Raw genomic sequence first — 26,504 nt, forward strand, 5'->3', positions numbered from 1 at the left:
TTCGTACGTCATATATGAGACGCGATACGTGAGATCCCATACGCGAGATGCAATCCCGCGAAGATCCGAGAGGCGCGCATGACCTCTGTGCCCACGCCGATCCCCTCCCGCACGCAGTACGTGCTGGAGGAGATCAAACGCCGCATCCTCACCGGGCAGTTGACGCCCGGTCAGGCCCTGGTCGAGACCGAGCTGGCCGCGCAGTTCGGGGTGTCGAAGACCCCGGTGCGCGAGGCGCTCAAGACGCTGGCCGGGACCGGGCTGGTCGTGATGAGCCAGTACAAGGGCGTCACGGTGCGCATGGTGGACGCGGACATGGCGCGCGAGGTCTACGACGTGCGGCTGCTGATGGAGCCCGAGGCCCTGAAGCGGGCGGTTCGGCGCGGTGCCTCCCTCGACGCCGCCCGTGACGCGCTGACTCGCGCCGACGCCGCCGCCGACACCGCCGAACGCTCCCTCGCCAACCGGGAGTTCCACCGCGCCCTCTACCTGCCGTGCGGCAACCCGCTGCTCGGCCGGATGCTCGACGAGGTCCGCGACCAGGCCGCCCTCGTCTCCGCCGTCGCCTGGGCCGCCTCGCCTTCCTGGGAGCGGGAGGCCGGCGAGCACCGGGAGATCCTGCGGCTCGCGCTCGAAGGGGACGCGGACGGCGCCGCGCGCGCCCTGCACGCCCACATCGCGTCGTTCGTCGAGCGGGCCTTCCCCGGCGCGGGGGCCGAGGCCCAGGGAGAGGACGGTCCGGCATGACCACGACGTTCGAGACCCAGACGTTCGAGACCCAGCGGACGGCCCTGGCCGACGTGGTGGCGATCCCGGTGACCCCGTTCGCCGAGGACGGCACCATCGACCAGTCCGCCCACCGGGCCCTGCTGCGTCGACTCCTCGACGGGGGCATCACCACCCTCACCCCCAACGGCAACACCGGCGAGTTCTACGCCCTCACCCCCGAAGAGCGCCGCCTCGTCACCGAGTTGACCCTCGACGAGGCGGGGGAGCGGGCCGTCATCCTCGTCGGCGTCGGGCACGACATCCCGACCGCCATCGCCTCCGCCCGGCACGCCCGCGAACTCGGCGCCCAGATGGTGATGGTCCACCAGCCCGTCCACCCGTACGTCTCCCAGAACGGCTGGGTCGACTACCACCGCGCCATCGCCGAGGCCGTCCCCGAGCTCGGCGTCGTGCCGTACATCCGCAACGCCCAGCTCAGCGGCGCGCGCCTCGCCGAACTCGCCGACGACTGCCCGAACGTCATCGGCGCGAAGTACGCCGTACCGGACGCCGCCAAGTTCGCCGCCTTCGCGCGGGACGCCGGGCTCGACCGCTTCGTATGGGTCGCGGGACTCGCCGAGCCGTACGCGCCCTCGTACTTCTCCGCGGGCGCCACCGGCTTCACCTCCGGACTCGTGAACGTCGCCCCGTCCGTTTCGCTGAACATGATCGAAGCGCTTCGATCCGGGGACTATCCGGGCGCGATGAAGGTCTGGGAGCAGATCCGCCGCTTCGAGGAGCTGCGTGCCGCGAACGGCTCCGCCAACAATGTCACGGTCGTCAAGGAGGCCCTCGCCTCCCTCGGCCTGTGCCGCCGCGACGTCCGCCCGCCGAGCCGGCACCTGCCCGAGGACGAGCGCGCCGAGGTCGCCGCCATAGCCGCCGGGTGGTCGATATGACGAGCAGGAAGAGCACTGACCGAAAGCGCCCCGAGGAACTCAGAAGCCATCAGTGGTACGGCGCCGAGGGCCAGCTGCGCACCTGGTCGCACAACGCCCGCATGCGCCAGCTCGGCTACGAGGCGGAGGAGTACCGGGGCCGCCCGGTGATCGCCGTCCTCAACACCTGGTCCGACATCAACCCGTGCCACGTTCATCTGCGCGAGCGTGCCGAGGCGGTCAAGCGGGGGGTGTGGCAGGCCGGGGGCTTCCCGCTCGAGTTCCCGGTCTCCACGCTCTCGGAGACGTACCAGAAGCCGACCCCGATGCTCTACCGCAACCTCCTCGCGATGGAGACGGAGGAACTACTGCGGTCGTATCCGATCGACGCGGCGGTGCTGCTCGGCGGCTGCGACAAGTCGACGCCGGCGCTGCTCATGGGCGCGGCCTCGGCCGATGTTCCGTCGATCTTCGTGCCCGCCGGGCCGATGCTGCCGGGGCACTGGCGCGGTGAGACCCTCGGGTCCGGCACCGACATGTGGAAGTACTGGGACGAGCACCGCGCGGGCAACCTGACGGACTGTGAACTGCGGGAGCTGCAGGGCGGGTTGGCGCGTTCACCCGGTCACTGCATGACCATGGGTACTGCGTCCACGATGACCGCGGCGGCGGAAGCCCTCGGCATGACGCTGCCGGGCGCCTCCTCGATCCCGGCCGTCGACTCCGGGCACGAGCGCATGGCCGCCGCCTCCGGGCGCCGCGCCGTGGAGCTCGCCTGGACCGGGCTCAAGCCGTCGGAGATCCTCAGCCGCGAGGCCTTCGAGGACGCCGTCACCACCATCCTCGGCCTCTGCGGCTCCACCAACGCCGTCATCCATCTGATCGCCATGGCGGGCCGCGCGGGCATCGAGCTCACCCTCGACGACTTCGACCACATCGCCCGCACGGTCCCGGTACTGGCCAACGTCCGGCCCGGCGGACAGACGTACCTCATGGAGGACTTCTACTTCGCCGGCGGCCTGCCCGCCTTCCTCTCCCGGATCACCGACCTGCTGCACCTGGACCGGCCGACGGTCAACGGCACCCTGGGCGAGCAGCTCGAAGGTGCCGTCGTCCACAACGACGACGTCATCCGCACCCGCGACAACCCGGTCGCCCGCGAGGGCGGCGTCGCGGTCCTGCGCGGCAACCTCTGCCCCGACGGCGCCGTCATCAAGCACATCGCCGCCGAGCAGCACCTGCTCAAGCACACCGGCCCCGCGGTCGTCTTCGACGACTACAAGACGATGCAGCGGACCATCAACGACCCGTCCCTGAACATCACCGCCGACAGTGTGCTGGTGCTGCGCAACTCCGGTCCCAAGGGCGGCCCCGGCATGCCCGAGTACGGCATGCTGCCGATCCCCGACCACCTGCTCAAGCAGGGCGTACGGGACATGGTGCGGATCTCCGACGCCCGGATGAGCGGCACGAGTTACGGCGCGTGCGCGCTGCACGTGGCGCCGGAGTCGTACATCGGCGGCCCGCTGGCCCTGGTGCGGACGGGGGACACGATCACCCTGGACGTCGAGGCCCGCACTCTCCAACTCAACGTGAATGATGAGGAGTTGGAGCGCCGAAGGGCCGACTGGACTCCGCCGCCCGCCCGCTACGAGCGCGGCTACGGCGCCCTCTACAACGAACAGATCACCCAGGCCGACACCGGCTGCGACTTCGAGTTCCTGGCAAGGCAGGGCAAGTCCCCAGATCCATACGCAGGCTGACACCAACGCCGCCAGGGGCGCGGGGAACTGCGCGACCAACCACGATGCACCCGCAGCCGCCACACAACCACAAGAGGCACCCCCTACCGCGATCCGGGCAACCTCTGCCCATCGAGAAAGCGCTTCCTGCACCACGAAGCAAGCCGCACGCACGCCGTACCAAGAACGGAGACCAGTCATGGCCCAAGCCGCAGCCGTGGCGAAACCGCCCGCGCCCCCCCGGCGACGCCGTGCCTCCGCCACGCCGCGCAGGCTCCCGTATCTGCTGATCGCCCCGGCGGCCCTGCTCATGCTGGGCTTCATCGCCTACCCGGTCCTCAGCGTCTTCTACTACAGCCTGCAGGAGTACAACCCCACCAAGCCATGGCGGAACGGCTTCGCGGGCTTCGACAACTTCGTCCACGCCTTCACCGACGACCCGCTGTTCTGGGACACGCTCGTCTTCAGCGCCCAGTGGGTGTTCGTCGAGGTCGGGCTGCAGCTGCTGTTCGGGCTCGCGCTCGCGCTGATCGTCAACCAGACCTTCGTGGGACGGGCGCTGGGCCGTGCGCTCGTGTTCTCCCCGTGGGCCGTCTCCGGCGTGCTGACTTCGGCGATCTGGGTGCTGCTCTACAACTCCCAGACGGGCATCACCCGTTACCTCGCCGACGTGGGCATCGGCTCCTACGGCACCAGCTGGCTGTCGGACACCTCCACCGTGTTCCCGGCGGCGATCGTCGCCGACCTGTGGCGGGGCGTGCCGTTCTTCGCGATCCTCATCCTCGCCGACCTCCAGTCCGTCTCCAAGGACCTGTACGAGGCCGCCGAGGTCGACGGGGCCAGCCGGATCAAGCAGTTCTGGCACATCACGCTGCCCCATCTGAAGGACGCCATCGTGCTGTCCACGCTGCTGCGCGCGGTGTGGGAGTTCAACAACGTCGACCTGCTCTACACGCTGACGGGTGGCGGCCCGGCAGGAGAGACCACGACGCTCCCGCTCTACATCGCCAACACCAGCGTCGACGCACACAACTTCGGCTACGCGTCCGCCCTGACCACGGTCGCGTTCGTGATCCTGCTCTTCTGCTCGATGGTCTATCTGCGGCTGAGCAAGTTCGGAGGTGAGGACAAGTGAGCGTCAAGGAAGCCACCAAGGCCGCGCCCGCCCCCATGCGTGCCGCCCCCGAACCGCCGCGTCCGTCGAAGAAGAACCGTTCCTGGGACGAGGTGCCTCGCTGGCAGATCTACCTTCCGCTGTCGATCTACCTGCTCTTCACCCTGATCCCCTTCTACTGGATCCTGCTCTTCTCCCTGCGCCCGGCGGGCTCGACCTCGCTCGTGCCCTGGCCGATGACCTTCGACCACTTCGAGAAGGTCTGGACGGAGCGGAGCTTCGGCACCTACTTCCAGAACAGCGTGCTGGTCGGCGTCGTCACCCTGCTGATGACGACCCTCGTCGCCCTGGCCGGCGGCTACGCCCTCGCGCGCTTCAACTTCAAGATCAAGCGCGCCTTCATGCTCGCCCTGCTGTGCTCCCAGTTCGTGCCGGGCGCGCTGCTCCTGGTGCCGCTGTTCGAGATCTTCGCCGAGCTGCAGATGATCAACTCGCTGGGCAGCGTCATCCTCGCGGAGACCGTCTTCCAGCTACCGCTGTCGATCATCCTGATCAGCAACTTCATCAAGAACGTGCCCTACACCCTGGAGGAGGCGGCCTGGGTCGACGGCTGCAACCGGATGACGGCCTTCAGGATCGTCGTCCTGCCGCTGCTGCGCCCCGGTCTGATCGCCGTCGGCTCCTTCGCCTTCGTGCACTCCTGGAACCACTTCCTGTTCGCCCTGATGTTCCTCAACAACCAGGAGAAGCAGACCATCCCGGTCGGCCTCAACACCCTGATGGGCGCCGACAGCGTCGACCTTGGCGCACTCGCCGCGGGCGGCATCATCGCGGCCGTACCCGTCGTGATCGTGTTCGCCTTCATCCAGAAGTGGCTGATCACGGGCTTCAGCGCGGGGGCGGTGAAGGGATGAGGACCCGAAGGGGAGTTCAACTGGCCCTCCTTGCCGGGATGCTGGGCCTCGCGCTCAGCACTCCGGCCGGGGCCCAGGCACGCGACATCAGCCGCGACACCCTCGCCCCGAACGACGGCTGGGCGGCGGCCGACGGTGGTACCACGGGGGGTTCCACCGCCGACGACGCGGAGCGTTCCGCGGGAAGTGCCGCGATGGGCGGTCGATCGTCTGCGGCGCCATCGTGGCTGGTCGCTCCCCATCGCGGCGGAGCCGCATATCGATACAGCGCCGCGCCCCTTCAGGGCGAGCGGACTTCGCCCGGCCCGCTCAGCGACATCAGCCGCGACATCCTCGCCCCGAACGACGGCTGGGCGGCGGCCGACGGTGGTACCACGGGGGGTTCCACCGCCGACGACGCCCATGTCTTCACCGTACGGAACCGGAGCGAGCTCGTCCGTGCGCTCGACGGGGGCAGCGCCACGCCGAAGATCATCAGGATCGCCGGCACCATCGACGCCAACACCGACGACGACGGCGACCACCTGGACTGCGCCGACTACGCCACCGACGGCTACAGCACCAGGAAGTACCTGGCCGCCTACGACCCCCGCACCTGGGGCTCCGCCAAGCCCAGCGGCCCGCAGGAGGAGGCCCGCCAGGCCTCGGCCGCCCAGCAGGCCGAGCGGATCGAGTTGACCGTCGGCTCCCACACCACCCTCGTCGGACTCGGCGACAACGCGGTCCTCAAGGGCGCAAGCCTCCAGCTCAGGGGCGCGAACAACGTCATCGTCCGCAACCTCGAACTCCGTGACGCCTACGACTGCTTCCCTGTGTGGCAGCCCAACACAGGGGGCCTCGGTGACTGGAAGACGGCGTACGACAACATATGGCTGCGCGGCGCCACACATGTGTGGATCGACCATGTGAGCCTCAGCGACAAGGGCCACTTGGACGAGCAGGAGCCCACCTACTTCGGCCGGAACTACCTGCGTCACGACGGCCTGCTGGACATCACCAACGCCTCCGACCTGGTCACCGTCTCCTGGAGCCGGTTCGCCGACCACGACAAGGCGATGCTCATCGGCAACGGCGACACGGCGACCGGGGACCGGGGCAAGCTGCGGGTCACCCTGCACCACAACGAGTTCGAGTCCGTCGTCCAGCGCGCCCCGCGCGTCCGCTTCGGGCAGGTGCACCTCTACAACAACCGGTACGTCGTCCCGGCCGACGCCCACGACTACCGGTACTCCATCGGCGTGTCGACCGAGTCCGGCATCTACGCCGAGAACAACGCCTTCACCACGCCCGGCCACGTCGAGGTCGCCGACCTGGTCAAGAGCTGGAACGGCACCGCCCTCCACCAGTCCGGCACCCTGTTCAACGGCTATCCGGTGGACCTGCTCGCCATCCACAACGCCTACAACTCCGGCAGCGAGCGTGATCTCACGGCCGACGTGGGCTGGACACCTACCCTGCACACAAAGATCGACAGCGCCGCCACGGCCGACCGTGAGGTGGCACGCGGCGCGGGCGCAGGGAGGACCCCATGAGCACTGCCGTACCCATCGTCCTGGCGGGCGCGCGCGGCCACGGCCGCTGGCACCTCGACAACATCCGCCGGCTTCAGGACAAGGGGATCGTGCGACTCGCGGGTATCTGCGAGCTGACCCCGCTGGGCGAGGACGAGCTCCCGGCCGGCCTGGGGACGCCCGAGCAGTCCGCCGACTTCGGTGCCCTCCTCGACTCCACCGGCGCGAGCGTCGCGGTGATCTGCACGCCGATCCCGACCCACACCGACCTGGCCCTGACGGCCGCCCGCCGAGGCGTGCACCTCCTGCTGGAGAAGCCGCCCGCCCCGTCGTACGCCGAGTTCCGGCGCATGGCCGACGGGGTCGCCGAGGCCGGGGTGGTCTGCCAGATCGGGTTCCAGTCGCTGGGCTCGGGCGCGGTGCCGGCGATCCGGACGCTGATGGCCGAGGGTGCCATCGGCGGGATCGTCGGGATCGGCGGGGCCGGCGCGTGGGCGCGGGCCGAGGCGTACTACCGGCGGGCAGCCTGGGCGGGCAAGCGGCGTCTGAACGGCGTCGACGTGATCGACGGTGTGCTGACCAACCCGCTCGCGCACGCCGTCGCCACCGCCCTCGCGCTGGGCGGCACGACCCGCGCCGAGGACGTCACCGCCATCGAGACCGAGTTGCTGCGCGCCAACGCCATCGAGTCCGACGACACCTCCTGCGTCCGCGTCACCACCGCGCACGGCCCCCAGGTCGTCGTCGCCGCGACCCTGTGCGCCGAGGACCCCGACGAGCCGTACGTCGTCGTCCACGGCGACCACGGCCGGATCACCTTCTGGTACAAGCAGGACCGCGTCCTGCTCCAGCGCGCGAACCACGGCCCCGAGGAGTACGAGTACGGCCGCACCGACCTGCTGGAGAACCTCGTCGAGCACCTCACCGACGGCACCGACCTGCTGGTCACACCCGAGGCGACCGGCGCCTTCATGAAGGTCGTCGAGGCGATCCGGCTGGCCCCGGACCCGGCCCCGCTCCCGGACGAGGCCTGGCATCTGCTCCCGGGCGAACCCGGCGAACCCGGCGGACCCGGCGAGCGGCGCCGGGTCGTGCCCGGCATCGACGGCCTGGTCGCGGCCGCCGCCGACACCCTCGCCCTCTACTCCGAGCTGGGCGCCCCCTGGGCCCTTCCGGCACGAACGAAAGAGGTGAGCACCTGATGACCCCCCACGACACCCCGGTGCTGCGCGTCGCGGGCCGACCGGTCGGCCGGTACGTCACCCGGCCCGAACTGCCGCCCCGGCTCTCCCCGCGCCCGTATCTGCACCCCGTCACCACCCTGGCCGGCACGGCGGTCACCGAACTCAGCCCGGCCGATCACATACACCACCTCGGCGTCGGTGTCGCCGTTCCCGACGTCGAGGGGCACAACTTCTGGGGCGGGCGCACCTACGTGCGCGACCAGGGCCCGACCGAGCTCGACAACCACGGCGCCCAGCGCCACACCGCCTTCCAGCTGCGCGACCCCGACGGCTTCGTCGAGGAACTGCGCTGGGTGGCGGCAGGGGCCGAGCTGCTGCGCGAGCGCCGCACGGTCGCGACCACCGAACTCACCGACGCCGCCTGGGCGTTGGACTTCACCTTCTCCCTGACCAACGTCACCTCCGACCCCCTGTCGATCGGCAGCCCCGCCACCAACGGCCGCCCCGGCGCGGCCTACGGGGGCTTCTTCTGGCGGGCCCGCAAGGAAGCTTCGGCGCCGGACGTGTTCACCGTCGACCGCGAGGGCGAGCAGGAGGTGCACGGCATCCGTGCCCCGTGGCTGGCTCTCGTGGGCTCCACCTGGACCCTGGTCTTCGCCGGGGCCACCGAACAGACCCGCCGGGATCCGTGGTTCGTGCGCGCCGGGGAGTACCCCGGCGTCGGCTCCTCCCTCGCCGCCGAGGAACGCCTGCCGATCCCGCCCGGCGAGACCGCCGTACGCCGCATCGTCACCGTCGTCGCCGACGGCCGCCTCGGCCGGCTCGAAGCGGCGGCCCTGGTCCGCAAGGCGGTGAGCCCATGACCACCTACACCAATCCGATTCTCAACGCCGACTGGTCCGACCCGGACGTCGTCCGCGTCGGCGACGACTTCTACCTCACCGCCTCCAGCTTCGGCCGCGCTCCGGGCCTGCCCCTCCTGCACTCCCGTGACCTGGTCAACTGGACCCTGATCGGCCACGCCGTCGACCACCTCGACCCGGCGGAAGAGTTCGCGGCCCCGCGGCACGACTGCGGAGTCTGGGCCCCCTCCCTCCGTCACCACGACGACCGCTTCTGGATCTTCTGGGGCGACCCCGACCAGGGCATCTTCCAGGTCAACGCCCCCGAGATCCGCGGGCCTTGGACCCGCCCGCACCTGGTGAAGGAAGGCAAGGGCCTGATCGACCCGTGCCCCCTGTGGGACGACGAGACCGGCGAGGCCTACCTCGTGCACGCCTGGGCCAAGTCCCGGTCGGGGGTGAAGAACCGGCTCACCGGCCACCGTATGCACCCGGACGGCACCGAGCTCCTAGACGAGGGCAAGCTGATCGTCGACGGGGACCGGATCCCCGGCTGGTTCACCCTCGAAGGACCGAAGCTCTACCGGCACGACGGTTGGTTCTGGATCCTCGCCCCCGCCGGGGGCGTGGAGACCGGCTGGCAGGGCGCCTTCCGTTCGCGCGAGTTCTTCGGGCCGTACGAGGAGAAGATCGTCCTCGAACAGAGGGACACCGACGTCAACGGACCGCACCAGGGCGGCTGGGTGCGCACCCCCTCCGGTGAGGACTGGTTCCTGCACTTCCAGCAGCGGGGCGCGTACGGCAGGGTCGTCCACCTCCAGCCGATGCGCTGGGGCGCGGACGGCTGGCCGGTGCTCGGTGACGACGGAGCCCCCGTCGCCGTACACCCACTGCCCGACCTGCCGCCGCAGCCGCCCGCCGCGCCCGCCACCGACGACGACTTCCCCGGCGGACGCTTCGGCCGCCAGTGGTCGTGGACGGCCAACCCCCATGACGGCTGGGCCACCCAGCACTCCGGCGACGGGCTGAAACTGGCCTGCGTCCGCTCCGCCGACGCCCATGACCTGCGCAAACTGCCGAACATCCTCACGCAGAGGCTGCCCGGCACGCCATGCGCGGTCGAGGTCGAACTACGGCTGGACAGTGCGGAGCCGGGGGCGCGGGCGGGGCTCGCGGTGCTCGGGGACGCGTTCGGCTGGATCGGGCTCCAGCGGGGCACGGACGGAGAGGTGCACGTGGTGCACCGGTTCGCGGAGGCCGTCGCGGAGAAGGAACGGGACGCCGAACACGCGCGGCTCGCACCGGAGGGGCGGGTGCGGCTGCGGATCGAGATCGGGGCGGGGGCGCGCTGCCGGTTCTTCTACGACGTCGGGGAGGGCCTGCGCCCGTCCGGCCCCGTCTTCGCAGCCACCCCCTGGCGCTGGGTCGGCGCCCTGCTCGGCCTGTTCGCCCTCGCGCCCACCGGTCCGGGACACGCCGGCGCGGCGAGCTTCACGCAGTTCCGGATCACCTCTTTGTAACTCACTCGTACCGCCTGTTGGGAGCCGCAATGACGCACTTCCGTAGCAAGCGCTTGCCGGGGATCGCTCCGGGTGCCGGCAGAACCATGGCCGCCGTCGCCGGCCTGGTGGCTGCCCTGGCTCTCGGGGGTATCGGCGAGGCGAACGCCGCCGATACCGCCGGTCCCGCCCACCGCACCCCTTCGACGGCCGAAGACCGCTGGACCGACCGTGCCCATGGCTTCGCCTCACTCGCCGGCGGCACCACCGGCGGGGCGGGCGGCAAGGTCGTCACCGTCACCGACCAGGCCTCGCTGGCCAGGTACGCGGCGGCCGAGGAGCCGTACGTCATCCGCGTGGCGGGGGCCATCGAGGTCGCGCCCTTCGGCTCGGACATCGTCGTGGGGTCGGACAAGACCATCATCGGTGTCGGCGACACCGGCGAGATCGTCCACGGCGAGCTGCACCTCAACCCGGGCACCAGCAACGTCATCATCCGCAACCTGACGATCCGCGACTCCTACGTCGAGGGCGACTGGGACGGCAAGACCAGCGACTTCGACGCGATCCAGATGGACACCGTCGACCACGTGTGGATCGACCACAACCGCTTCACGCACATGGGCGACGGACTGCTCGACATCCGCAAGGACAGCCAGTACGTCACCGTCTCCCACAACCAGTTCGCCCACCACAACAAGGCGTTCGGGATCGGCTGGACGCCCAACGCGCTGACGCAGATCACCGTCGACCACAACTGGTTCACGGGCACGAAGCAGCGCAACCCGTCCGCCGACAACTGCGCCTACGCCCACCTGTACAACAACTACTTCACCGAGCAGGTGCGTGACGACGACCCTGTGTGGACGTACGGAAGCTGGGCGCGGGGCCGGACCAAGATGGTCCTGGAGAACAGCTATTACGACGGTGTCCGACACCCCTATCAGGCCGATGCCACGGCCGAGCTGGTCGAGCGCGGGTCGATCCTGAAGAACACCACGGGCCGCCACGACGAGTGGGGTGCCGCCTTCGACCCGAGGGACTTCTACGACTACCGGCTGGACCCGGCCGCCGCCGTGCCGGGGCTGGTGAAGCGGTTCTCCGGGCCGCAGAAGCAGATCGGCACGGTGCTGCACGTTCCGGGCGACTACCCGACCGTGCAGGCCGCCGTGGACGCCGTCCCCAGTGGGAACGCGAGCACGGTGACCATCGCGGTCGCGCCGGGCACGTACCGGGCGAAGGTCCACATCCCCTCGAACAAGCCGAACATCGTGCTGCAGGGGACTGGACAGGATCGGTCGGACACCGTCATCGTCTTCGACACGCCCGCTGAGTTCGGCGGTTCCACCGGAAGCGCCACCGTGCGGATCGACGCCAGTGACGTCACCGCGCGCAACCTCACCTTCAGCAACGACTTCGACGAGGCCGCGCACGAGCTCAAGGGCGAGCAGGCGCTGGCGATGAAGACGAACGGCGACCGGATCGTCTTCGAGAACACCGCCTTCCTGGGCAACCAGGACACCCTGATGACCAACAGCCCCCAGCTGACCACCGTCAGCCGGGTCTACATCCGCGACTCGTACATCGAGGGCGACGTCGACTTCATCTACGGACGCGCGACCACCGTCATCGAGCGCTCCGTGATCCGCGCGCTCAACCGCGGCTCCACCACCAACAACGGTTGGGTCACCGCCGCCTCGACCTTCAAGGACAACCCCTACGGGTTCCTGATCACGGGCTCAAGGATCGTGAGTGACGCGCCGGCCGGGTCCTTCCACCTGGGACGGCCGTGGCACCCCGGCGGCGACCCCGACGCGATCGCCCAGGTGCTGATCCGCAACACCGAACTGCCCGCCGCGATCAAGGCCTCGCCGTGGACCGACATGAGCGGGTTCTCGTGGAAGGACGCCCGGTTCACCGAGTACCGCAACTACGGCCCCGGCGCGGCCGTCACCGCGGACCGGCCGCAGATGAGCGACGAGCAGGCGCGGACCCACACCGTCGCCGACTACCTCCGGGGCACCGACGGCTGGAAGCCGTTCGCCCGCCACTGAGCCGTGGGCTCCGATCCGACCCCCCACAACTTCATATCTCCGTTTGATCCAGAAGAAGAGAGCCGACCAATGAAGATCAGCAATCGCAGGAGCAGCAGAGGCGGGCGCCGCACGTCGGCCGCCGTCGCCCTGGGGGCCGTGCTCGCCCTGACCGCCACCGCCTGTGGCGACGACGGCAGCGGTGGCGGTGACAAGGGCGCCGAGGGCAGCGGCAAGGGAGAGATCGTCTTCTGGGACAACAACGGCGGTGTCCGCACCGACATCTGGAAGGAGATCATCGCCGACTTCGAGAAGGCGAACCCGGAGATCAAGGTCGAGTACGTCGGGATCCCGTCCACCGACTACCAGTCCAAGGTGGACACCGCCCTCCAGGGCGGCGGCCTGCCGGACGTCGGCGGCGTCGGCGCGGCGATGCTCGCCGGGTTCGCCGCGCAGAACGCGCTGGAGCCGCTGGAGGACCGCCTCGCCAAGTCCTCTCTCAACGGCAAGCTGAACGAGGGCATGACCGAGTCGGTGAAGGTCGCCGGCGGCTCCGACGAGCACATGTACACGATCCCGACGTCGGCGAACAACGGCACGCTCTACTACCGCACCGACCTGTTCAAGAAGGCGGGCCTGGACGAGCCGTCGACCTGGGAGAACTTCTACAAGGCCGCGGACAAGCTCACCAACACCAAGAAGAACGAGTTCGGTTACACCATCCGCGGCGGCGCCGGCTCCATCGCCCAGGCGCTGGACGCGATGTACGGGCAGTCCGGCATCACGTCCTTCTGGGACTCCAGCGGTGAGAAGACCACCCTCAACGACCCGAAGAACGTCGAGGCGCTGGAGAAGTACGCCGCCCTCTACAAGAAGGACACGCCGGCGGCCGACCTGAACAACGACTTCACCAAGATGGTCGCCCAGTGGGACTCCGGCACCATCGGGATGCTGAACCACAACCTGGGGTCGTACCAGGACCACGTGAAGGCCCTCGGCACCGACAAGTTCCGGGGCATCCCGCAGCCCACCGGACCCGGCGGCAAGCGCGTCCAGGTCTCCAACCCGGTCGACGGACTGGGCCTGTTCAAGAGCTCCAAGAACAAGGAGGCCGCCTGGAAGTTCATCGAGTTCGCCGCCGCCCACGAGTCGAACTCCAAGTGGAACGAGTCGGCCGGCGCGATCCCGTCCAACAAGGAGGCCGCGCTGGACGCGTGGATCTCCGAGGCCGAGCCGACGAAGCTGGCGGCCGCGGCGCTGAACGACGGTTCCACCACGATCGTCCAGCTGCCGTACTACCTGCCCGACTGGAACACCATCTCCAAGGCCGACAACGAGCCGGGCTTCCAGAAGGTGCTGCTCGGCGACATGAGCGCGAAGGACTTCCTGGACACGATGGCCGAGCAGCTGAACGAGGCTCAGGCCGAGTGGAACCAGCAGAAGAGCTGACCGCACATCGGTACCGCCCCGCGCCCCTTCGAGGGCGCGGGGAGCCACCCCCCGCATTGAAAGGCCCTGCCATCCGGTAACACCCTTGAGAAAGGCACATGCACGTGTCCCTCACCCGCAGACAGATCACCACCATGGCCACCCTCGCCGCCGTCCCCCTCTCCCTCGCGGCCACGGGCACCGCTCAGGCTGCCGATCCCCGCCGCACCCGCACCCTGTACATCGCCGGTGACTCCACCGCCGCCCAGAAGTACGCCGACGCGGCCCCCGAGACCGGCTGGGGCATGGCTCTCCCCTTCTTCCTGCACAAGGACAGGCCGGTCGCCAACCACGCCGTGAACGGCCGCAGTTCGAAGAGCTTCTTCGACGAGGGCCGGCTCGCCGTCATCCTGGACGAGATCCGGTCGAACGACCTCCTGATCATCCAGTTCGGCCACAACGACGCGAAGCGCGAGGACCCCGCCCGGTACACCGAGCCGTGGTCGACGTACCAGGACCACCTGCGCCTCTACATCGACGGCGCCCGCTCCCGCGGTGCGCGGCCGGTGCTCGCGACGTCCGTCGAGCGCAGGAAGTTCGACGCGGACGGCAACGCCAGGACGACCCACGGCGAGTATCCGGCGGCGATGCGCGCGCTCGCCGAGCGGGAGGGCGTGCCGCTGCTCGACATCCAGGCCCTGTCCCTCGCGCTGTGGCAACGGCTCGGCGTCGAGGGGACGAAGAAGTACTTCAACTGGACCGCGACCGAGCAGGACAACACGCACTTCAACCCGCCGGGTGCGATCGCCGTGGCGCGTCTGGTGGCGCGCGAGCTGCTGCGCACGCGCGTGCTGGCCCCGCAGGACGTGCGCCGGCTCGACGAGACGATCCCGGAGTCCTGGATCACCTGGCCGCGAGCAGCCGCGTAGCCCTCTTACCGATCGCAGAGAAGAGAGCCGTACAGTGAACACACAAATGTGGCATGGGCATGCCATGAGAAGGGTGGCCGTACTGGCCGGCTGCGCCGCCCTCGTCCTCGCCGTCACCGGCACCGGTGCCCACGCAGGCGCCCGGGACCTCGGACGGGAAGTGCTCGCCGCGAACGACGGCTGGGCCTCCGAAGGCGCCGGCACGACCGGTGGGTCGGCCGCCGACGCCGAGCACGTCTACACCGTCACCACCTGGGCGGAGTTCAAGCGGGCGCTCGCCGACGGCGGTGACGCCCCGAGGATCATCAAGGTCAAGGGCATGATCGACGCCGTGTCCGAGGGCTGCGACGCCTTCGCCGTCGACGGCTACGACTTCCAGCAGTACCTCGCCGACTACGACCCGGCCGTCTGGGGCAACGACACCCCGGTCAGCGGCGCGCAGGAGGACCTGCGCGCCGCGTCCGCGGACAACCAGGACAAGGCCATCAAGGTGAGCGTCCCGGCCAACACCACCATCGTCGGCGTCGGGAAGAACTCCGGGATCCTCGGCGGCAGCCTCCAGATCAAGGGCGTCGACAACGTCATCCTGCGCAATCTGACCATCGAGGCCCCGATCGACTGCTTCCCGCAGTGGGACCCGACCGACGACAACAAGACCGGCGCCTGGAACTCCGAGTACGACGCCGTCGTGGTCTACGGCTCCACCCACGTCTGGGTCGACCACAATACGCTCACCGACGGCCGCCACCCCGACAGCTCGCTGCCGTCCTACCTGGGCAAGATCTACCAGCAGCACGACGGTCTGCTCGACATCGTGCGCGCGGCCAACTACGTCACGGTCTCCTGGAACTCCTTCGAGGACCATGACAAGACCATGCTGATCGGCAACAGCGACAGCGCCGGGGCGACCGACAGCGGCAAGCTCAAGGTCACACTCCACCACAACCGCTACGAGGGCATCGTGGAGCGGGCGCCACGCGTGCGGTTCGGGCAGGTGGACTCCTACAACAACCACTTCGTGGTCACCAAGGACCAGAAGTTCGGCTACGTCTTCGGCATCGGCATCTCCTCGCAGCTGTACGCCACGCACAACGCCTTCACGCTGGCCCCCGGCGTCAGCGTCGGCCAGACGCTGAAGAAGTGGAAGGAGTCGCCGCTCACCGCCGAGAACAACTACGTCAACGGCAAGCTGACCGACCTCATCGCCGTCCACAACGCGGAGATCCCGGAGGAGACCCTCCAGTCCGGCGCCGGCTGGACGCCGACCCTGCGCACGAAGGTCGACCGGCCGCTGGCCGTCCCCGGCATCGTCGATCACTGTGCGGGCGCCGGCCGCCTGCGCTGACGCCGCACCGCAGGGGCCGGAGCACTGCCATCGCTCCGGCCCCACCCCCCCCGAAGGCCCAGCACCGCCAAGGAGCACCCGAATGCCCTCGTCGCACCGCCAACTCCCCCCGACCAGAAGGGGATTGCTGCTCGCGAGCGCCGGCGCCGCGCTCGCCCTCGCGTCGGGCCCCGCAGGGGCCGCCGGCGCCCGATCCGGTCCCTTCGGCCGGTACGGTTCACCGGCCGCACGCCTGACCCCCCAGACCCTGTACGTCGACCCGTCCGGCCGGGGCGACTTCACCTCCGTCCAGGCCGCCGTGACCGCCGTGCCGGGCAGCGGCTGGACCCTCGTCATCGCGCCGGGCACCTACCGGGAGACGGTCTCCGTCGACCGCGCTCGCACGGAGATGACCTGGCTCGGCGCCGGCGACGGCCCGCGCGACGTCGTCATCGTCTATGACAACGCGGCCGGCACCCCGAAGCCGGACGGCTCCGGCACCTACGGCACCACCGGCTCGGCCACCACCACCGTCCGGGCAGACGGCTTCACCGCCCACCGGATCACCTTCGCCAACGACTTCCTGCGCGAAGAGCACCCCGAGATCAGCGGCACCCAGGCCGTCGCCATCAAGGTGCAGGGCGACCGCTCGGCCTTCCACCACTGCCGCTTCCTCGGCCACCAGGACACCCTGTACGCCGACTCCAACTCCGCCACACTCTTCGCCCGCCAGTACTTCTCCCACTGCTACGCCGAGGGCGATGTCGACTTCGTGTTCGGCCGGGCCACGGCCGTCTACGAGCACTGCCACTTCCGCACGCTGAACCGCACGGACCTGTCCTCGGCCCCGTACGGCTTCGTCTTCGCGCCCTCGACGGAGGGCGCCGGCCCGCACGGCTACCTGGTCCTGCGCAGCCGCGTGACGAGCGAGGCGCCCGACGCCTACTACAAGGTGGCCCGCCCCTGGGTGCCCAGCTCCAGCACCACCGCCCGCCCGATGCTCACGGTCCGCGAGACCTGGCTTGGCCCCGGCATCGACGCGGTCGCGCCCTACGCCAACATGCGCGACGACCACCCCTGGCAGGACCAGCGCTTCGCCGAGTACCGCAACACCGGTCCCGGCGCCGAGATCACCGTCCCCGAGAACCGGCCCCAGCTCACGGACGAGGAAGCCACGGCGCACACCCGCGAGGCGTACCTCGGCGACTGGGCGCCGTGGAAGGAATGCTGAGATGCGTCGGCGCACGCTGCTCGCCGGAGTCGCCGGCGGCCTGGTGGCCGCCGGTGCCGCCCCCGCCCTCGCAAACACGCGCCGCCGGGTCCTGCACGTCCGCCCCGGCGACTCCGTCCAGGCGGCCGTGGACGCGGTGGACGGGCCCGGCTGGACGATCGTCGTGCACCCGGGGACCTATCGCGAGGTCGTCAACATACCTGCGGGCAAAGCGGAGTTGACCCTGCGCGGCGCCTCCTGCGACCCGCGCGACGCCGTCATCGTCTTCGACCACGCGAACGGCACGAAGAAGCCCGACGGCACCACATACGGCACCGCGGGCTCCGCCACCTTCACCTCGGCCGCCCCCGGCCTCACCGTCCGCGACCTCACCCTCGCCAACGACTGGCTGCGCGCCGACCACCCCGACATCACCGGCACCCAGGCGGTGGCGGCGTACACGTACGGCGACCGCACCCACTTCGAGAACGTCCGGCTGCTGGCCCACCAGGACACGCTGTTCGTCGAGACGAGCGCGCTGACCGCCTTCGACCGGCAGTACTTCCACCGCTGCTACATCGAGGGCGACGTCGACTTCGTCTTCGGCCGGGCGACCGCCGTCTTCGAGGAGTGCCACTTCCACACGCTGCAGCGGGACGTGGACTTCACCCCCAAGGGCATGGTCTTCGCCCCGTCCACCGCCCGCGCCAACCCGCACGGCATCCTCGCCGTCCGCTCCCGCATCACCTCCGGCGCCGAGAAGGCGGCGTACAAGCTGGCCCGCCCCTGGGTGCCGACGTACGAGACGACCGCCTGGCCGTCCCTCGTCGTGCGGGACACCCGGATCGGGCCCGGCATCGACCCCGTCGCGCCCTACACCAACATGCGGGAGCAGTACCCCTGGCAGACCATGCGGTTCCGGGAGTACCGCAACTCCGGGCCGGGTGCGGTGATCTCCGTTCCGGAGAACCGGCCTCAACTGACCACCGAGGAAGCCGAGGCACACACCAAGCGGACGTACCTCGGCGACTGGCGGCCCGGTGTGTAGGGCCGCCGCCGCCCTTCTCGCCGGTGCGTGCCTGCTCTGGGTGCCCGGGGCCGCCTCTGCCGCCGAGCAGCGCGGCCCCGTCGGCTGGGCCGCCACCGGACCCGGTACCACCGGCGGGGCGGGCGGCACCACGTGGACGGTGCGCACCCGCGCCGAGCTCAAGGAGGCCCTGGCCAACGGCGGTGCCCCCACCACGCGCAAGGTGATCCGGGTCGTCGGGGACGTCAACGGCCATGAAGCGGACGACGGTTCGCTGCTCGGCGAGCAGGACTACGCACCCGGGTACGACCTCGCCAAGTACATGTCCTGCTTCGGCGAGGACGGCACGACCTGGTCCGACACCCGCCACGCCTACTGCAAACAGCAACGTCAGCTCCGCCAGACCGGGTCGAACAAGGAGAAGGCACAGATCCAGCTGACCGTGCCGAGCAACACCACGCTCGTCGGCGTCGGCGACGACGCCCGGCTCCTCGGGGTCTTCCTGACGGTCAACACCGGCACGAACATCGTCGTCCGGAACCTGCACCTCGAAGCCCCCGTCGACCACTTCACCAGCTGGTCGCCGGACGACGGCACACACGGCAACTGGAACGCCCGCTTCGACGCGATGACCGTCATCACCGGCAAGAACATCTGGGTCGACCACTGCACCTTCACCGACGGCCGCTTCCCCGACCGCGACGCCCCTCTCGGCTTCCACGGCGAGCACGTCCAGCGGCACGACGGGCTGCTGGACATCGAGGACGGCTCCGACTTCGTCACCGTCTCCGACAGCCGCTTCGACGACCACGACAAGGCGATCCTCATCGGGTCGGGCGACGGACGCGGTGACCGCGACCGGGGGCATCTGAAGGTGACCTTCGTCCGGAACCTGTTCACCGACATCGTGCAGCGCGGGCCCCGCGTCCGCTTCGGGCAGGTGCACGTCGTCAACAACGTGTACCGGGGGAGAGCCGAGGACACCCTCTACGCGCTCGGTGTCGGCGTGGAGTCCGCGATCTTCTCGGAGCGCAATGTCTTCAGCTACCCGCAGGGCGAGCCGTCCCTCGCCGTAGCCGCGTACGGAGGCGAGCGCTTCCACGACACCGGCTCCTGGTTCAACGGCCGCCCGGCCCGGCTGAACGCGGTGGCGGGCGGCCTCGGGCTCACCGACGACGTCGGCTGGCACCCGGCCGAGGTGTACGCGTACCGGCCGCTCATGTCCCGGGCGGGGGTCGAACACTACGTCCTGACCCATGCCGGCGCGGGGAGGCCGCATGCCTGACGCGATGGGACGCCGGACCTTCGTCACCGGAGCCGCCGCCGTGGCCCTCGCGGCGGGAACCGGGAGCGCTGAGGCGGCCGACCTCGTCGGCGGCAACCTCCCCGACTTCCACCAGCCCCTCAAGGACGAGCTGAACTTCCCGCTCGGCTGGGGCACGTCACCCATCCGCGACTTCCGGGCCTGGCGGCACGCCGCCCGCGCCGAGGTCGAGGAACACCTCCTCGTCGACCGCCAGGACGGGACGCCGTACGCACCGCAGTTCACGGCAGGCCCTCAAGAGGACGGGTATACAAGGGAGTTGGTCACCCTCTCCCTCACCCGACACGAACGCGTCCGCGCCGCCCTCCTGACCCCGCAGGGGCCCGGCCCCTTCCCCGCCGTCCTCCTGCTCCACGACCACGGGGCCAAGTTCGACATCGGCAAGGAGAAGCTCGTCCGGCCCTGGTACGACGACACCCGGCTCGCCTCCGCGCAGGCCTGGGCGGACAAGTACTTCAGCGGTCGGTTCGTCGGCGACGAGCTGGCCCGGCGCGGGTCGTGCTGTGCCTGGACGCGCTCGGCTGGGGCGACCGGGGCCCGCTCACCTACGACCAACAGCAGGCGCTGGCCTCCAACTTCTACACCTCGGCTCCTCGCTCGCCGGACTCATGGCCCGCGAGGACGCCCGTGCCGCCGGTTTCGTCACCGGCGGCGTCCGAGCGGTCCATGACCGGCTGCCCGCCGTCTGGCCCTTCTGCCAATCCGAGGAGCGGTTGCACGTCAACTATCCATCGCTCGCGCGACGGATTTACACAACGAGCGCCACTGGCTGTGACACGGCGCTTGCGTCCAGCTCCGCCAGAGGCGGGGCAGGGGTGATTGACTGCACCCCGCGCCTACGTGGTCAAGCATCCCGTATGAAACCGGGTCCACCGGACATGCCGGAGTTGTGCCTTCGGGGACTCCCGCGTGGGAGGGCCAACTTAGCGCACCGAGCGGCGCGTTGGCCAACTCCACGGGCAGCCCCCTGTGAAGCCCTGCTCCACGGGTTGCCGGTGCCCGACCTCGGCCATGTCTTCGTCTACCGCATGCAGGACGAGGTCTTCACATGGCTCGACTCAGTCCTGTGACCGTCCCCCCCCCGTGAATCCCCGCACCGCACGACGAAAGGACCCGCACTCCATGTCTCGTCGTACCGCACTCGCCACCATGGCGGCCCTCACCCTGGGCGCCGGCCTGGCCGTCCTCCCCACGCAGGCCCAGGCCGCGACCGTGGTCGTCAGCAATTCCACCGACCTGTCCAACGCCATCAAGAACGCCACCGCCGGCACCGTCATCCAGGTCCGCGGCGGCACCTACTACCCGACGGCCACCCTCCAGTCCACGGCCAACGGCACCTCGTCGTCGCCCATCACGCTCACCGCGTACGGCTCGGAGACCGTGAAGATCAGCGGCTCGTCCCTGCCGTCCGGCTCCTGGATCTTCAAGCTGACTGCCGACTACTGGAACGTCTCCCACATCACCTTCCAGAACTCCCCGGACAGCGCGGTCGTCTGCCAGTCCTGCACCGGCACGGTCTGGAACAACATCAAGACCATCAACGGCGGTGACTCCGGCTTCACGCTCACCGGCGACGGCACGGTCAACAACACCGTGAAGAACATCGACAGCTACGGCCACTACGACCCGGCCAACCACGGCGAGAACGCCGACGGCATCGCGGTGAAGTACGGCTCCGGCAGCGGAAACCTGATCACCGGCGCCCGCCTCTACAACAACTCGGACGACGGTCTGGACTTCTGGTCCTTCTCCTCGCCGGTCACAGTCGAGCACACCTGGGCCTTCGGCAACGGCAAGAACCGCTGGTCCGACTCCGCCTTCGCGGGCGACGGCAACGGCTACAAGCTGGGCGGCGACGGCGAGACCGTGGCCCACGTCATCAACAACTCCGCCGCCTGGGACAACGCCGGCAACGGCTTCACCGAGAACAGCAACAAGGGCGCGATCGTCATCAACCGGACGACGGCGTACGCCAACGCCAAGTGGGGCTACTACTTCGCCACCGGCTCGGCCCGCCTCGGCAAGAACCTCGCCGTGAACAACGGCAGCGGCCAGGTGAACAAGGGCTCGTCGGTGGTCTCGGCCGGCAACAACTGGGACTCCGGCATCTCGACACCGGCCTTCCGCTCCACCGACGCCTCGACCACGTACAACGCCCGGCAGTCCAACGGCTCGCTGCCGGTGACGACCTTCCTGACCACGGGCAGCACGACCATCGGGGCGACGATGGACTGACCTGCCCGGGGGGAGCGCGAGGCCCGTTCGTCCGTGAGACAGGTAAAGATCGGGCAACAGGTCTCGCGCTCAGGCAGGTGACGCGCGTAGAAATCTTTGTCATGCATAAACCACTGCGTATAGCGGCCCTCACCGCCGCCTGTGCCGTCGCCGGTGCCGCCCTCTACGGCGCCGGCGCGGCCACGGCCGGCCAGTCGACCGCCAACAGCACCCACGAGCCCTACAACATCGGGCTGCTGGTCAAGGACATGGACAGCTACTACGGCACCGCCCTCGACGCGAACGGCGTCTACCAGGCGTCCAAGGACAGCCCCTACGCCAAGGACCTGGCGAGCATCGACAAGGCCGCCCGGAAGTACATCGACAAGGCGGCCCGCAAGGCGCTGCACAAGGGCGAGAAGCCGGCCGTCGTCTTCGACATCGACGACACGCTGCTGCTCAGCCTCGACTACGAGAAGAGGACCAACTACACGTACAACAGCGCCACTTGGGCCGAGTACGTGAACAAGGCCGACCGCCCGGCCGTGTTCGGCAGCCCGGAGCTGGTCCAGTACGCCGAGTCCAAGGGCGTCGAGGTCTTCTACAACTCGGGCCTGAGCGAGGCGCAGCGGTCCGCCGCCGTCGAGAACCTGAAGAAGGTCGGCGCCGATGTGAACCTCGACGCCGACCACATGTTCCTCAAGGACAAGGCGAACCCGCCGGCCTACCTCGCCGAGTGCGCCACGCCGGGTACCTGGAACTGCACGACCGTGCAGTACAAGTCCGGCACCCGGCAGCACATCGAGGACGACCTCGGGTACGAGATCATCGCCAACTTCGGCGACCAGTACACCGACCTCGAGGGCGGCTTCGCGGACCGGACATACAAGCTGCCGAACCCGACGTACTTCGTGAGCTGACCATCACCGACGTACCGGCTTGATCCCCTCCAGGGTCGGCACCACCGGCTTGACCGAACCGTCCGCCGCGAACTCCAGGCGGTCGATGGTGGTCTCCCGGTGCATGCCGTCGCCGCCAGGCCTGCCCGGCCCGTTCAGCGCGAACCGGTGGTAGACGATGTACCAGTCGTCCGTGCCGGGCACGTTCACCACGGAGTGGTGGCCGGTGGCGAGGATGCCGTACTCGGGACGCTTGGACAGGATCGTCCCCTTCTTGGTCCACGGGCCGAGCGGGGACGGTCCCGTCGCATAGGCGACGTGGTAGTTCTCGCTGCGGGTGTCGTCCTCGGACCACATGAAGTAGTACGTGCCCTTCCGCTTGATCACGAAGGATCCCTCGCGGAAGTTGTCGGGCGTGATGTCCTGCACCTTCGACGCGTCGTACGACACCATGTCGTCGTTCAGCGGGACCACGTACCCGTGCCCGTTGCCCCAGTAGAGATACGACGTCCCGTCGTCGTCCGTGAAGACGGCCGGGTCGATCATCTGGCCCTTCAGTGAACCGCCCTTGGCGACCAGCGGCTTGCCCAGCACCTCCTTGAACGGGCCGGCCGGGGAGTCGGCCACCGCCACGCCGATCTGCTGCTCGGCGCAGAAGTAGAAGTAGTACTTGCCGTCGCGCTCGGCGATCGCGGGCGCCCAGGCGTATTTGTCGGCCCAGCTCACGTCCGGCCCCAGGTCCAGGATCACGCCGTGGTCCTTCCAGTGGACCAGGTCCTTCGACGAGTACGCCTTGAACCGGGTCCCGCTCCAGCCCTGGAAGCCGTCCGTCGTCGGGTAGATCCAGTACTCGCCGTTCAGGTAGTGCACATCAGGGTCGGCGTTGAGGCCGGGGAGGACGGGGCTGCCGGTCCGTACCGCCTCGACCGTCCAGGCGCGCTTCGTGCCGTCCGCCGCGGTCACCGTGTACTTCTGCGGCTTGCGGAAGTCGCGCCGGGTGCCGGAGCGCGGGCTGACCGTCGCGCCCTCACCGACCCACAGCTTCGGCGCGAGGCGGGACAGGTCCGCGTCCGGCTGCATGGGGAGCACGGCCTTCGAGGCGCTCTCGGTGACGATCGCGTACCCCTTCTGGTCCTTCGCCGTCGCGTCCACGACCGAGGCGGGGCTCGCGGGGTACGCGGCCAGCAGCCGGTCGTACTCGGCCTGCGTCACCGGTATCACCGTGCCGTGCCGGGGGCTGGCGGGCAGCTGGTAGTCGGTGGACGGGGTCCACTTGCCCGAGTCGAGGTCGGTCGTCTCGAAGGGGACGTAGCCGCGGCCGCCGTACTCGTCGATGAACAGGTACCACTTCTCCTCGGTGTTCGACTTGAACACCGTCGGGCCCTCGCCCCGGTCCATCGCGCCGCTGCCGATGCAGTCGGCGACGAAGTCGTACGACGTGTCCGTCAGGCTGGTCGACTTCTCCGCGGTGATGAACTTCGAGCAGGGGCTGGAGGAGCTGGGGTCCCGCTCGTCCTTGGTGTAGCGGTAGTAGGTGTCCTTGTGCTTGACCACGGTCGAGTCGATGACCGAGTAGCCGGGGTCGTCCCAGACCTTCGGCTCGCTGAAGGTGCGGAAGTCCTTCGTGGTCGCGTACAGCATCTTGTTGTACGTCGATCCCGTGTGGTCGGGGTCGTCGGCGGCGTACAGCTTCGACGCCCAGAAGACGACGAACTCACCGAGGCTGTCGTCCCAGTACGCCTCCGGCGCCCAGGTGTTGCCCGCGCTGTCGGGGGAGACCTTCACCAGGCGCTGGTCGGTCCAGTGGACCAGGTCGGTGGACTCCCAGACCATGATCGACTTGCTGCCGTGCCGCTGGACCTGGTCCCAACTGCCGCTGCTGTTCTGGTACATCCGCAGGTCGGTGGCGATCATGTAGAACTTGTCGCCCTCGGGGGAGCGGATGACGAACGGGTCGCGCAGGCCCTTCTCGCCGATCGTGGAGGTGAGGACCGGCTTGCCGGCGTTGAGCTCCCGCCAGTGCAGCGGGTCGTTGCCGCGGCTGAGGGCGTAGCGGATCTGCTCGCCGTCGGCGGTGCCCTCGCCGGTGAAGTAGGCGAAGAGGTAGCCGGCGTACTTGGCCTGGCTCACGGGCTGTGTCACGGGTGGTGCTCCGGAGTTCGCGGTACTGGGGGGTGCGGCCAGCAGGCCGAGCAGAAGGGCGAGGAGGGGGATCAGCGGGGTCAGGAGCGTGCGGGCGATGCGGGGGCGCATGACACATCCTGTGGGAGTCTGGGGGTTCTGGTGGGGGGTTCTGTGTGTTCGGCTGCCTCGGAGTGTCATCGGTGGGGGACGGGGCGTCAATCGGTGCGCAGGTGACGGGCGGGGACCGAAACTTTCGCTCGCTTTCGCAGGGGGCGGCAACCTTCCCGGGCACGGCGGCGACCGGATGTCAGAAGCGGGCCGGGGCGGCCCCTCCGGCCCGCTTCGTCCCCATCCCCCAGGAAAGGAACGCTCCGTGCGTTTGAGCACCGGCCGCCACCGCAGGACCCGTACCCTGTCCATCGCCGCGGCGATCGCCGTTGCCTCGGGGGCGGGCGGCGTCTACCTCGGCCTCTCCCACGGGGGCGCCGAGGCCGCCTCGACGACGGTCACCGTGTCCACCACCGCTCAGCTGGAGTCGGCCGTCAAGAACGCGGCCGCCGGCACCACCATCCAGGTCCGCGGAGGTACGTACACCCCCTCGGCGACCCTCAAGTCCACGGCGAACGGCACCGCTTCGGCGCGGATCACGCTGCAGGCGTACGGCGGCGAGAAGGTGAAGATCGACGGGTCCAAGCTGCCCGACGGCTCCTGGCTGGCCGGGATCTACGGCGACTACTGGACCGTCCAGAACCTCACCTTCGTCGACTCCCCGGCCCAGGGCTTCGTCGTCACGTCGTCGGTGGGCGGCGTCTTCAAGAACCTCGTCACCGCGAACAACGGCGACTCCGGCTTCACCCTGCGTGGCGACGGCACGACGAACAACCTCGTGCAGAACCTGGACAGTTACGGCAACTACGACCCTGCCGGGCACGGGCAGAACGCCGACGGGATCGCCGTGAAGTTCGGCTCCGGGACGGGTAACAAGATTACCGGGGCACGCCTCTACAACAACTCCGACGACGGGCTCGACCTCTGGCAGTTCTCCTCGCCGGTCACCATCGAGCACACCTGGGCCTTCGGCAACGGCAAGAACCGCTGGGGCGACTCCGCCTTCGAGGGCAACGGCAACGGGTTCAAGCTCGGTGGGGGCGGTGCCTCGGTCGCGCACGTGGTCAACAACAACGCCGCGTGGGACAACACGCTGCACGGGTTCACCGAGAACTCCAACACCGGGGCGATCGTCCTCAACCGCAACACCGCGTACGGCAACACCGAGACCGGGTTCTACTTCGCCACCGGCAAGGCGCGGCTGGCCCGCAATCTCGCGGTGAGCAACAAGAAGGGGCTGTCCAAGGTGGGTTCGTCGACGGTGTGCGCGGCGAACAACTGGGGCAGCGGGGTCTCGACGCCCACCTTCAAGTCGAAGGACGCCACGACGGCGTACGGCGCCCGCAAGTCGGACGGCTCGCTGCCCGCGACGACCTTCCTGACGACGGGCTCGACGACCATCGGCTCGACCATGAACTAGCCCTCGGCACAA

At 69.4% G+C, this 26,504-nt stretch carries 20 protein-coding genes and 1 pseudogene; 20 read left to right on the plus strand and 1 reads right to left on the minus strand.

The window, feature by feature from the left end; translation table 11 throughout:
* Positions 1–78: 78 nt before the first annotated feature.
* The 19 genes and pseudogenes from ADL12_RS31675 to ADL12_RS31765 all read left to right on the plus strand — a co-directional run bounded on the left by ADL12_RS31675 (position 79) and on the right by ADL12_RS31765 (position 22,861).
* Positions 79–747, plus strand: coding sequence for a GntR family transcriptional regulator (locus ADL12_RS31675; RefSeq protein WP_062708118.1), 669 nt, complete (start codon positions 79–81; stop codon positions 745–747).
* Entirely contained in the window at positions 744–1,667 is a 924-nt protein-coding gene (locus ADL12_RS31680; RefSeq protein ID WP_062708121.1) for a dihydrodipicolinate synthase family protein, read from the plus strand. Before ADL12_RS31675 ends, ADL12_RS31680 begins: the two co-directional genes overlap by 4 nt.
* Positions 1,664–3,409: an L-arabinonate dehydratase gene (gene araD, locus ADL12_RS31685; RefSeq protein ID WP_062708124.1), complete on the plus strand. Its 1,746-nt coding sequence runs from the start codon at positions 1,664–1,666 to the stop codon at positions 3,407–3,409. The genes ADL12_RS31680 and araD overlap by 4 nt, the downstream gene beginning before the upstream one ends.
* A 178-nt stretch (positions 3,410–3,587) precedes the next feature.
* Positions 3,588–4,523 (plus strand): carbohydrate ABC transporter permease, encoded by a 936-nt coding sequence (locus tag ADL12_RS31690; protein WP_062708126.1) that lies wholly within the window; start codon positions 3,588–3,590, stop codon positions 4,521–4,523.
* The gene (locus ADL12_RS31695; protein ID WP_107120070.1) at positions 4,520–5,416 is read left to right on the plus strand and encodes a carbohydrate ABC transporter permease; all 897 of its coding nucleotides are present in this window, start codon (positions 4,520–4,522) and stop codon (positions 5,414–5,416) included. Before ADL12_RS31690 ends, ADL12_RS31695 begins: the two co-directional genes overlap by 4 nt.
* On the plus strand, positions 5,413–6,948 hold the full coding sequence (locus tag ADL12_RS31700; protein WP_244188126.1) for a pectate lyase family protein: 1,536 nt from the start codon (positions 5,413–5,415) through the stop codon (positions 6,946–6,948). Before ADL12_RS31695 ends, ADL12_RS31700 begins: the two co-directional genes overlap by 4 nt.
* The gene (locus tag ADL12_RS31705) at positions 6,945–8,129 is read left to right on the plus strand and encodes a Gfo/Idh/MocA family protein (protein ID WP_062708132.1); all 1,185 of its coding nucleotides are present in this window, start codon (positions 6,945–6,947) and stop codon (positions 8,127–8,129) included. The genes ADL12_RS31700 and ADL12_RS31705 overlap by 4 nt, the downstream gene beginning before the upstream one ends.
* Positions 8,129–8,974, plus strand: coding sequence for a DUF6807 domain-containing protein (locus ADL12_RS31710; RefSeq protein ID WP_062708135.1), 846 nt, complete (start codon positions 8,129–8,131; stop codon positions 8,972–8,974). Before ADL12_RS31705 ends, ADL12_RS31710 begins: the two co-directional genes overlap by 1 nt.
* The gene (locus ADL12_RS31715) at positions 8,971–10,473 is read left to right on the plus strand and encodes a glycoside hydrolase family 43 protein (protein WP_062708138.1); all 1,503 of its coding nucleotides are present in this window, start codon (positions 8,971–8,973) and stop codon (positions 10,471–10,473) included. The genes ADL12_RS31710 and ADL12_RS31715 overlap by 4 nt, the downstream gene beginning before the upstream one ends.
* Positions 10,474–10,502: 29 nt before the next feature.
* Complete coding sequence (locus tag ADL12_RS31720) at positions 10,503–12,506, plus strand: pectinesterase family protein (RefSeq protein WP_062708140.1); 2,004 nt, start codon at positions 10,503–10,505, stop codon at positions 12,504–12,506.
* Positions 12,507–12,575: 69 nt separating this feature from the next.
* Positions 12,576–13,934: an ABC transporter substrate-binding protein gene (locus tag ADL12_RS31725; RefSeq protein ID WP_062708143.1), complete on the plus strand. Its 1,359-nt coding sequence runs from the start codon at positions 12,576–12,578 to the stop codon at positions 13,932–13,934.
* Positions 13,935–14,038: 104 nt separating this feature from the next.
* Positions 14,039–14,842 carry a rhamnogalacturonan acetylesterase gene (locus ADL12_RS31730; RefSeq protein ID WP_062708284.1) on the plus strand — a complete coding sequence of 268 codons (804 nt, stop codon included), beginning with the start codon at positions 14,039–14,041 and terminating at the stop codon, positions 14,840–14,842.
* Between the two features lie 34 nt (positions 14,843–14,876).
* Positions 14,877–16,187, plus strand: coding sequence for a pectate lyase family protein (locus ADL12_RS31735; RefSeq protein ID WP_425265166.1), 1,311 nt, complete (start codon positions 14,877–14,879; stop codon positions 16,185–16,187).
* 82 nt (positions 16,188–16,269) lie between these two features.
* Complete coding sequence (locus ADL12_RS31740) at positions 16,270–17,397, plus strand: pectinesterase family protein (protein WP_062708149.1); 1,128 nt, start codon at positions 16,270–16,272, stop codon at positions 17,395–17,397.
* A gap of 1 nt (position 17,398) precedes the next feature.
* A complete protein-coding gene (locus tag ADL12_RS31745) occupies positions 17,399–18,424 on the plus strand; it encodes a pectinesterase family protein (RefSeq protein WP_062708152.1) in 1,026 nt (341 codons plus the stop codon).
* Complete coding sequence (locus tag ADL12_RS31750) at positions 18,417–19,688, plus strand: pectate lyase family protein (protein ID WP_079052383.1); 1,272 nt, start codon at positions 18,417–18,419, stop codon at positions 19,686–19,688. Before ADL12_RS31745 ends, ADL12_RS31750 begins: the two co-directional genes overlap by 8 nt.
* Positions 19,681–20,797, plus strand: a pseudogene (locus tag ADL12_RS31755) (dienelactone hydrolase family protein). The gene ADL12_RS31750 and the pseudogene ADL12_RS31755 overlap by 8 nt, the downstream one beginning before the upstream one ends.
* Before the next feature lie 52 nt (positions 20,798–20,849).
* Positions 20,850–21,962, plus strand: a complete 1,113-nt coding sequence (locus tag ADL12_RS31760; RefSeq protein ID WP_062708155.1) for a right-handed parallel beta-helix repeat-containing protein — start codon at positions 20,850–20,852, stop codon at positions 21,960–21,962.
* A 101-nt stretch (positions 21,963–22,063) separates the two neighbouring features.
* A complete protein-coding gene (locus ADL12_RS31765; protein ID WP_062708158.1) occupies positions 22,064–22,861 on the plus strand; it encodes an HAD family acid phosphatase in 798 nt (265 codons plus the stop codon).
* Between the two features lie 3 nt (positions 22,862–22,864).
* Here the strand turns inward: ADL12_RS31765 and ADL12_RS31770 are convergent, their stop codons facing one another.
* Positions 22,865–25,093 (minus strand): glycoside hydrolase family 43 protein, encoded by a 2,229-nt coding sequence (locus tag ADL12_RS31770; RefSeq protein ID WP_062708161.1) that lies wholly within the window; start codon positions 25,091–25,093, stop codon positions 22,865–22,867.
* A gap of 244 nt (positions 25,094–25,337) precedes the next feature.
* Between ADL12_RS31770 and ADL12_RS31775 the strand changes: the two genes are divergently transcribed.
* Positions 25,338–26,492, plus strand: a complete 1,155-nt coding sequence (locus ADL12_RS31775) for a right-handed parallel beta-helix repeat-containing protein (protein WP_062708164.1) — start codon at positions 25,338–25,340, stop codon at positions 26,490–26,492.
* Positions 26,493–26,504 lie beyond the last annotated feature (12 nt).

This window comes from Streptomyces regalis (genome assembly GCF_001509475.1).
Taxonomy (GTDB): Bacteria; Actinomycetota; Actinomycetes; order Streptomycetales; family Streptomycetaceae; genus Streptomyces; species Streptomyces regalis.

Excerpts from the sequence above, each read along its gene's own strand:
- ADL12_RS31760 (WP_062708155.1), top strand. The coding sequence starts at position 20,850 with ATGTCTCGTCGTACCGCACTCGCCACCATGGCGGCCCTCACCCTGGGC.
- ADL12_RS31715 (WP_062708138.1), top strand. The coding sequence starts at position 8,971 with ATGACCACCTACACCAATCCGATTCTCAACGCCGACTGGTCCGACCCG.
- ADL12_RS31710 (WP_062708135.1), top strand. The coding sequence starts at position 8,129 with ATGACCCCCCACGACACCCCGGTGCTGCGCGTCGCGGGCCGACCGGTC.
- ADL12_RS31690 (WP_062708126.1), top strand. The coding sequence starts at position 3,588 with ATGGCCCAAGCCGCAGCCGTGGCGAAACCGCCCGCGCCCCCCCGGCGA.
- araD (WP_062708124.1), top strand. The coding sequence starts at position 1,664 with ATGACGAGCAGGAAGAGCACTGACCGAAAGCGCCCCGAGGAACTCAGA.
- ADL12_RS31770 (WP_062708161.1), bottom strand. The coding sequence starts at position 25,093 with ATGCGCCCCCGCATCGCCCGCACGCTCCTGACCCCGCTGATCCCCCTC.
- ADL12_RS31720 (WP_062708140.1), top strand. The coding sequence starts at position 10,503 with ATGACGCACTTCCGTAGCAAGCGCTTGCCGGGGATCGCTCCGGGTGCC.
- ADL12_RS31705 (WP_062708132.1), top strand. The coding sequence starts at position 6,945 with ATGAGCACTGCCGTACCCATCGTCCTGGCGGGCGCGCGCGGCCACGGC.
- ADL12_RS31680 (WP_062708121.1), top strand. The coding sequence starts at position 744 with ATGACCACGACGTTCGAGACCCAGACGTTCGAGACCCAGCGGACGGCC.
- ADL12_RS31740 (WP_062708149.1), top strand. The coding sequence starts at position 16,270 with ATGCCCTCGTCGCACCGCCAACTCCCCCCGACCAGAAGGGGATTGCTG.
- ADL12_RS31700 (WP_244188126.1), top strand. The coding sequence starts at position 5,413 with ATGAGGACCCGAAGGGGAGTTCAACTGGCCCTCCTTGCCGGGATGCTG.
- ADL12_RS31765 (WP_062708158.1), top strand. The coding sequence starts at position 22,064 with ATGCATAAACCACTGCGTATAGCGGCCCTCACCGCCGCCTGTGCCGTC.
- ADL12_RS31745 (WP_062708152.1), top strand. The coding sequence starts at position 17,399 with ATGCGTCGGCGCACGCTGCTCGCCGGAGTCGCCGGCGGCCTGGTGGCC.
- ADL12_RS31725 (WP_062708143.1), top strand. The coding sequence starts at position 12,576 with ATGAAGATCAGCAATCGCAGGAGCAGCAGAGGCGGGCGCCGCACGTCG.
- ADL12_RS31675 (WP_062708118.1), top strand. The coding sequence starts at position 79 with ATGACCTCTGTGCCCACGCCGATCCCCTCCCGCACGCAGTACGTGCTG.